The organism is Amycolatopsis sp. CA-126428, assembly GCF_002904335.1.
In the GTDB taxonomy this organism is placed as follows: Bacteria; Actinomycetota; Actinomycetes; order Mycobacteriales; family Pseudonocardiaceae; genus Amycolatopsis.
Window position 1 is genome coordinate 21,406 of sequence record NZ_PPHF01000163.1, and the last position, 6,205, is coordinate 27,610.

Sequence of the window (6,205 nt, forward strand, 5' to 3'; positions counted from 1 at the left end):
GCAGAAGGAGATCATGCGCGAGGAAGTGGTCCGCCCGCTGACGCTCGGCGGAACCCGGTTCAGCTACCGGCTCCTCCGGCACCCCGACCCCCGGACGGAACCGGTGATCGTGCTCGGTGGCGGGTTCCAGGGCAGCCGGGGCTGGCCGCACATGGAGGACCGGATCGCCCCGGTGGCGGATTTCGTGACGGCGGACCTGCCCGGTGTGGGCGAGTCCGATTCCCTGCCGCCCGGGGCCGGGACGGAGTTCGCGGGCGCCGCGGTCGACCGGATCCTCGACGACCTCGGCGCGCCGCGAGTCAACCTGTTCGGCTACTCCTACGGCGCGGAACTGGCCTTCGGCTGCGCCCAGCGCAACCCAAGCCGCATCGCGCGGCTGATGCTCGGCGGCGTGGTTTCGCACACCAGCGACACCCAGCGGGAGTCGTTGCGGCTGGCGGCCGGTCACCTGGAGCGGGGCGACACCGAGAACTTCGCCGCGGTGGCCGCGGGGATGCAGCTGTGCCTCGACGAGGATCGCCACATCCCCCGCCGGTCCCTGGTGTACCGCTACGTCAAGCGCTCGATGCAGCACGTCGCCGTCCAGGTGCCCGACGTGCTGGCGTACCTGCAGCGGTCGCTGATCAGCAGCCCGTCCTTCGACGGCGGCCTGTCCGGGGTGCCGGCCCTGGTGTTCACCGGGGAGCACGACTCCATCACCGTCCCGGACCGGCAACGCGATTTCGCGGCCACGATCCGGGGCAGCCACTTCGCCGCCATCAAGGATTCCGACCACTGGGTCGTCCTGGAACGCGCCGCCGACGTCGCCGACCTGGCCCTTCGCTTCTTCACCGACCAGTCTTGGGACGCTGCCCCGTACGTGGTGCCTCCGCCCGCGTGAGCGCGTCCGCGGTGAGGGTGAGGTGGCGGGTCAGCTCCTCGGCCGCGGCGTCGGCATCGCGGGCCAGCGCCGCCTCCTCGAGCCGGCGGTGCTCGGCGAGGTGCTCCCGGCCGGGGCCGTGGTACGCCGACCAGCGGCGCGCCAGCTCGCTCGCGGCCCACAGCCGGTCGAACGTCTCCAGCAGGACCGGGTTTCCGCAGCCCGCCAGCAGCGTGCGGTGGAAGACCCGGTGGGCTTCCGACCACGCTTCGCTGTAGTACTCGCCCTCCTCCGGGACGAACGCCGGGGTGCGGGCCAGCCGGTGGTGGGCGGCCCGCACGTCGGCCTCCCAGCCGACGTCGCCGCGTTCGACGGACAGGCGCAGCACCATCGGTTCGATGGTCCGGCGGGCTTCCGCGATCTCCTGCCAGCGGCGGTGGGAGAGGGCCGGGACGGCGAAGCCGCGGTTGGGCAGCCGGTCGGCGAGTCCGTCGCCGACCACGCGCACGAGCGCCTCCCGCACCACCGCCAGGCTGACGCCCTGCTCCTGGGCGAGGTCCTGGGGTTTGAGCGGCGCACCGGGGGCGTGGTCGCCGCGCATGATCGCGGCCCGGATGTGGGCGTAGACGCGTTCGGAGAGCATCCGTGGCGACGGCGCGTCGGCTGGGGGCGTGGTCCGAGTCACCACCTCAGCATAGACGATCGTGGCGATAATCGATTATTGTCGCTATCGTCGATCTGGCGGCGGCTCTCCGCCCCGCGGCACTCTCCGAGAGGAAAGCTTTGAGCGTCAACGATCCCTTCGCCCGCCTGCCCGAGGCGGCGTCCTTCACCGTCACCAGCACCACCGTCACCGACGGCGAGGTCCTGCCGCCCGGGCAGCTGTCCGGGCAGGACAGGTCCCCGCAGCTGTCGTGGAGCGGCGCCCCGCTCGGCACCAAGAGCTACGCCGTCACCGTCTACGACCCCGACGCCCCCACCGGGTCCGGGTTCTGGCACTGGGCGGTCGCCGACATCCCCGCCACGGTCACCGAACTTCCCGAGGGCGCCGGCGACGACACCGGCTCCGGCCTGCCGCCGGGGGCGTTCCAGCTGCCCAACGACGCCCGCGCGGCCCGGTTCGTCGGCGCCGCGCCGCCGGCCGGGCACGGCCCGCACCGCTACTTCGTCGTGGTGCACGCCCTCGACGTCGAAACCATCGGCGTGCCCGCCGGCGCCACCCCGGCCTACCTCGGCTTCACCATGGCCTCGCACACGCTCGGCCGCGCGGTCCTCGTCGCGACGGCGGAAACGCCGGCGGCCGAACGCCTCGAGGTTTCCCGGCTGATCCCCGCCCCGGCCGGCGCCGTCTTCTCGGTGCTGACCGATCCGAAGGGCCACGTCGACATCGACGCGTCGGGAATGCTCATGGACGCCGAAGGAGACCGCGTGGCGCGGTCCGGTGACCGGTTCCGGGTGCACATGGACCGCGAAGCCCTGGGGGACGTTCCCCTGGGCAAGTACGAGGTCGAGGTGGTCATCACCACGCTCGTCCCGGACGAGGAAATCGCGTGGACCGTGGAAGCCGGGCGCGGGCCCCACGTCCGGCACATCTACGGCTACCGCCTCGAACCGGCCGAGGGCGGCACCCTGGTCACGTCCTACTACGACTGGTCGCAGATCGACGAAGGGTGGAAGCGGCGCGCCGTCTTCCCGATCGTGCCCGAGTCCGCCCTCAAGGCCACGCTGGGAATCCTCGAACGCACGGTCCGCCGTCGAGGCCGTTAAACGTCACTTTCGGTTGATTCTCCGCCGGATTTCGAATTGCCGGCCGTCGCGACCTTGCCGAAACTGGGGGAATGGAGAAGACGGTTTCCGAACCCGAGACGCTGCCCGAGTCCGACGTCCGCTTCCCGATCGTCCTGCGCGGCTACGACCGCCGGCAGGTGGACGAGTACGTGCGGGTCGCGGAAAAGCGCGTGGACCGCCACGAGAAGGCGCGGCGGCTCGCGGAGCGGCGGCTGGCCAAGGCCCAGGTGCCCGCGCCCCGCGCCCCGGAACCGGACGACCCGGCCGGACTGGGCCGGCGGATCGAGAAGATCCTCCAGGTCGCGAAGGCCGAGGCCGCGGAGATCAAGGAACAGGCCCGCAAGGAGGGCGACGAACTGCGGGCGGCCGCGGAGAAGGCGGTCGCCGAGGCGGAGGCCGCCCGTGCGGAGACCGAGCGCGCCGCCCAGCGGGAAGCGCAGCTGATCCTTTCCCGCGCGGAGGAGGAAGCCGCGGCCATCCGGGCGACCTACCGGGCCGTGCTGGCCCAGCTGGGCCAGATCGCCGTCGTGGTCGACGAGGTGCGCGACCGGTTCGGCACCGAGGCGGAAGAGGAGAGCCCGGCCCCGGTGCCGGAGGACGCGGAGGCGGTGTCGTCACTCGCGTGACCGGCGGCCGTCGAAGCCGGTGATGCTCGCCGAAGTGGGCAGGCCTACGTGTCGGCACTCCAGCGGCGGATCGCGAACCGGCTGCCGTCGCGGCGGACTTCGGCTGCGCCCGGGCCGCCGAAGTGGGCCGGAACGACGAGTTCGGCGGTGTCCGCGGCGCGTTCGAGGATTGCGTGCCGGGTGGTGGCGGCCTGGTGCGGGTCTTCGCAAAAGCAGCTGCTGTGTTCCGGCGCCAGGATCTGGACCGGGCTGTGCAGCAGGTCGCCGACGAACACCGCCCGATCGCCGCCGGACGACACGCGCAGGACCGAGGAGCCCGGGGTGTGGCCGGGGGCGGCTTCCAGGGTCAGGTTCCGGTCGATGCGGTGGCTGCCTTCCCACAGCACGGCCCGGCCCAGCACGGGGGCGACGCTGTCTTCGTAGACCAGCAGGCTGCCTTCGCGGCGCAGCTGCTCGTGGCCGGTGCGGGGAGCGGGGCGGCGATGGGCGTTGTCCGGGTCGAAGTAGACCTGGTCGGCGCGGGGAATCAGGTAGGTGGCGCGGGGGAACGCCGGCACCCATTCGCCGTTGCGGAGTTCGGTGTTCCAGCCGACGTGGTCGTAGTGGATGTGCGTGTTGACGACGACGTCGACGTCCTCCGGCCGGACCCCGGCCGCCGCCAGCCGGTCGAGGAAGGGGGTCGCCAGGTGGTCGAAGAGCGGGATCTGCGGCCGGTGCCGGTCGTTGCCGACGCCGGTGTCGACGAGGATCACCCGGCCTTCACTGCGGAGCACCCAGGTCTGCACGGCGCCGCGGTAGCCGCCGGTCTCCGGGTTCCAGTGGTCGGGCGCGAGCCAGGCGACGTTGTCCGTCCACAGCCGGGGCGGGCTGCCGGGGATGATGGACCGCACCGGGGCGATCTCGCCTTGCCATTCGATGACGCGCAGGACTTCGACTTCGCCGATGTGCATGGCTCCACGCTAGGACACGCGGGTGAGCGTTTCGATGCTTCAATTGCTCATCATGATGCTTGACCGTCTCAGGGCTACGATGACCGGGTGGACGTGCTGAGTGCCGCGATCGCCGCGGTGCGGGTCGGGCAGCCCGTGTCGAACCGCCTCCGGGCCGGTTCGGAGTGGTGCTACCGCTTCGCGCCGTACGAGGGCGCGGGCTTCCACGTGCTGCTGCGCGGCAGCGGCTGGCTGCTCCCGGACGGCGGGAAGCCGGTGGCGCTCGGCCCCGGCGACGTCGTCCTGGTCCCGCACGGCGGCGCGCACACCCTGTCCTCGACGCCGGACGCGACCGGCGCGGTGCCGTTCGAGGCGGCGGTGGCCGAGCCGGCGGGCCGCACCGAGTTCCTGTGCGGCAAGTACCGGCTGGCCCACGCGCGGCGCCACCCCTTGCTCGCGAGCCTGCCGGAGGTCGTGCACCTGCCCGCCGAAGTCGGGCGGCACCTCGACCTGCGCGCGGCCATCGACCTGCTCGGCGGCGAGGTGAGCGACCGGCGGCCGGGCTCGGCCACGGTCCTCACCGGCCTGCTCGACCTGCTGCTGGTCTACCTGATCCGCGCTTGGCTGGACGACCACCCGGGCACGGGGTGGCCGCAGGCGCTGCGAGACCCCGAGATCGGCGCCGCGCTGGAAGCGCTGCACGAGCACCCCGAAGCGCCGTGGCGGATCGAGGACCTGGCCGCCCGGGTGGGCCTTTCCCGGGCGACCCTGGCCCGCCGGTTCACGGCGCTGACGGGACAGCCGCCCATGGCGTACCTGACGTGGTGGCGGCTCACGACGGCGGCGCGCCTGCTCCAGGACACGGAGCTTCCGTTGCCGTCGATCGCCGCGAAGGTCGGTTACGCCTCACCGTTCGCGTTCTCGCACGCGTTCAAGCGCCGGTTCGGGGTGGCGCCGGGCGGGTTCAGGACGGGTCGATGACGGCACCGGCCGCCCGTTTTCCGATCGAGCGCAGGACGCCGATCGGGTCTTCGCCGGCCGCGTGCAGGCCGACGTGGTCCGCTCCCGCCGCCAGCTCCGCGCGGATGCCGGCCACGATGGCCTCCTCGTCGCCGTGCAGGACGAGCGCGTCGATCAAGCGGTCGCTGAAGGGCTCGGTGAGGTCCTCGTCGGTGTAGCCGATCCGCCGGAGGTTGCCGGCGTAGTTGGCGATCCCCAGCATGGGGCGCACGGCGGCCCGGCCGGTCTCCCGCGCCCGTTCGACGTCGGTGTCCAGCAGCACGCCGTGGCCGGGGATCACCAGCTTGTCCGGGCCGAGGACCTCCCGCGCCCGCCGGGTGTGCTCGGGCGTCACCTGGAGCGTGAGCGTGCCCGCGGCGCGGTCGGCCGCCAGCCGGAGCATCCGGGGCCCGAGCGCGGCCAGCAGCACGCGCCCGGCGGGAACACCGGCCGCGTGCAGGGTGTCCAGGTAGCTCGCGACCTTCGCCACCGGCGAGGCGTACCCGGCGTTGATCTCCCGGTGGCCGGCGCCGATGCCGAGGAGGAGCCGGTCGGCGTGTTTCCGCGCGATCCGGTGGTAGGAGGCCGCGACCTCTTCGGCGTCGGCCTGCCACACGTTCAGCACGCTGGTGCCCACCACGATCCGGCTGGTGGCGTCGAGCAGCCGCTCCGCCGGGAGGAGATCGGCGGCCGGTGACGCGGCCATCCAGACCGCGCCGTAGCCGGCTTCTTCCAGCGCGACGGCCTGCGCGGCGGTCGCCTCGGCCGCGGTCAGGTAAGCGCCGAGCGGTCCCAGTTCGATTGTCATGATCACGACTTCAGCACCGGCCGGCGACGCGAACCAGGGGCAACCCGCACGGGCTGCGATAAGCTCGCCTTATCGTCGGAGGTGGGCATTCATGGAGTTGCGGGCGCTGCGGTATTTCGTCACCGTAGCTACGACTCTTCTAGTGCACACTGGCTGTCATGGGACCTTCACAGCCACTCCGTGAGCGGGGCCGGAC

7 protein-coding genes are annotated in these 6,205 nt (G+C 72.6%); 4 read left to right on the top strand and 3 right to left on the bottom strand.

Translation table 11 applies throughout. The features are described 5' to 3' along the window. Positions 1–13 precede the first annotated feature (13 nt). Positions 14–880, top strand: coding sequence for an alpha/beta fold hydrolase (locus C2L58_RS41775; protein WP_103343140.1), 867 nt, complete (start codon positions 14–16; stop codon positions 878–880). Here C2L58_RS41775 and C2L58_RS41780 read toward each other — a convergent pair. After that, a complete protein-coding gene (locus tag C2L58_RS41780) occupies positions 828–1,502 on the bottom strand; it encodes a GntR family transcriptional regulator (protein WP_103343141.1) in 675 nt (224 codons plus the stop codon). The genes C2L58_RS41775 and C2L58_RS41780 overlap by 53 nt on opposite strands. Positions 1,503–1,642: 140 nt before the next feature. Between C2L58_RS41780 and C2L58_RS41785 the strand changes: the two genes are divergently transcribed. Both C2L58_RS41785 and C2L58_RS41790 read left to right on the top strand, forming a co-directional pair. After that, positions 1,643–2,626, top strand: a complete 984-nt coding sequence (locus C2L58_RS41785; protein ID WP_103343142.1) for a YbhB/YbcL family Raf kinase inhibitor-like protein — start codon at positions 1,643–1,645, stop codon at positions 2,624–2,626. A 71-nt stretch (positions 2,627–2,697) separates the two neighbouring features. Next, entirely contained in the window at positions 2,698–3,273 is a 576-nt protein-coding gene (locus C2L58_RS41790) for a hypothetical protein (protein ID WP_103343143.1), read from the top strand. A 44-nt stretch (positions 3,274–3,317) separates the two neighbouring features. Here the strand turns inward: C2L58_RS41790 and C2L58_RS41795 are convergent, their stop codons facing one another. After that, positions 3,318–4,223, bottom strand: a complete 906-nt coding sequence (locus C2L58_RS41795) for an MBL fold metallo-hydrolase (protein ID WP_103343144.1) — start codon at positions 4,221–4,223, stop codon at positions 3,318–3,320. A gap of 87 nt (positions 4,224–4,310) precedes the next feature. Between C2L58_RS41795 and C2L58_RS41800 the strand changes: the two genes are divergently transcribed. Then, positions 4,311–5,183, top strand: a complete 873-nt coding sequence (locus C2L58_RS41800) for an AraC family transcriptional regulator (RefSeq protein ID WP_103343145.1) — start codon at positions 4,311–4,313, stop codon at positions 5,181–5,183. Here C2L58_RS41800 and C2L58_RS41805 read toward each other — a convergent pair. After that, positions 5,167–6,009: a TIGR03620 family F420-dependent LLM class oxidoreductase gene (locus tag C2L58_RS41805; protein WP_103343148.1), complete on the bottom strand. Its 843-nt coding sequence runs from the start codon at positions 6,007–6,009 to the stop codon at positions 5,167–5,169. The two genes, C2L58_RS41800 and C2L58_RS41805, sit on opposite strands and share 17 nt — an antisense overlap. Positions 6,010–6,205 lie beyond the last annotated feature (196 nt).

Coding starts and splice junctions, on each gene's coding strand:
- C2L58_RS41775 (WP_103343140.1), top strand. CDS start 14: ATGCGCGAGGAAGTGGTCCGCCCGCTGACGCTCGGCGGAACCCGGTTC.
- C2L58_RS41795 (WP_103343144.1), bottom strand. CDS start 4,223: ATGCACATCGGCGAAGTCGAAGTCCTGCGCGTCATCGAATGGCAAGGC.
- C2L58_RS41805 (WP_103343148.1), bottom strand. CDS start 6,009: ATGACAATCGAACTGGGACCGCTCGGCGCTTACCTGACCGCGGCCGAG.
- C2L58_RS41780 (WP_103343141.1), bottom strand. CDS start 1,502: ATGCTCTCCGAACGCGTCTACGCCCACATCCGGGCCGCGATCATGCGC.
- C2L58_RS41790 (WP_103343143.1), top strand. CDS start 2,698: ATGGAGAAGACGGTTTCCGAACCCGAGACGCTGCCCGAGTCCGACGTC.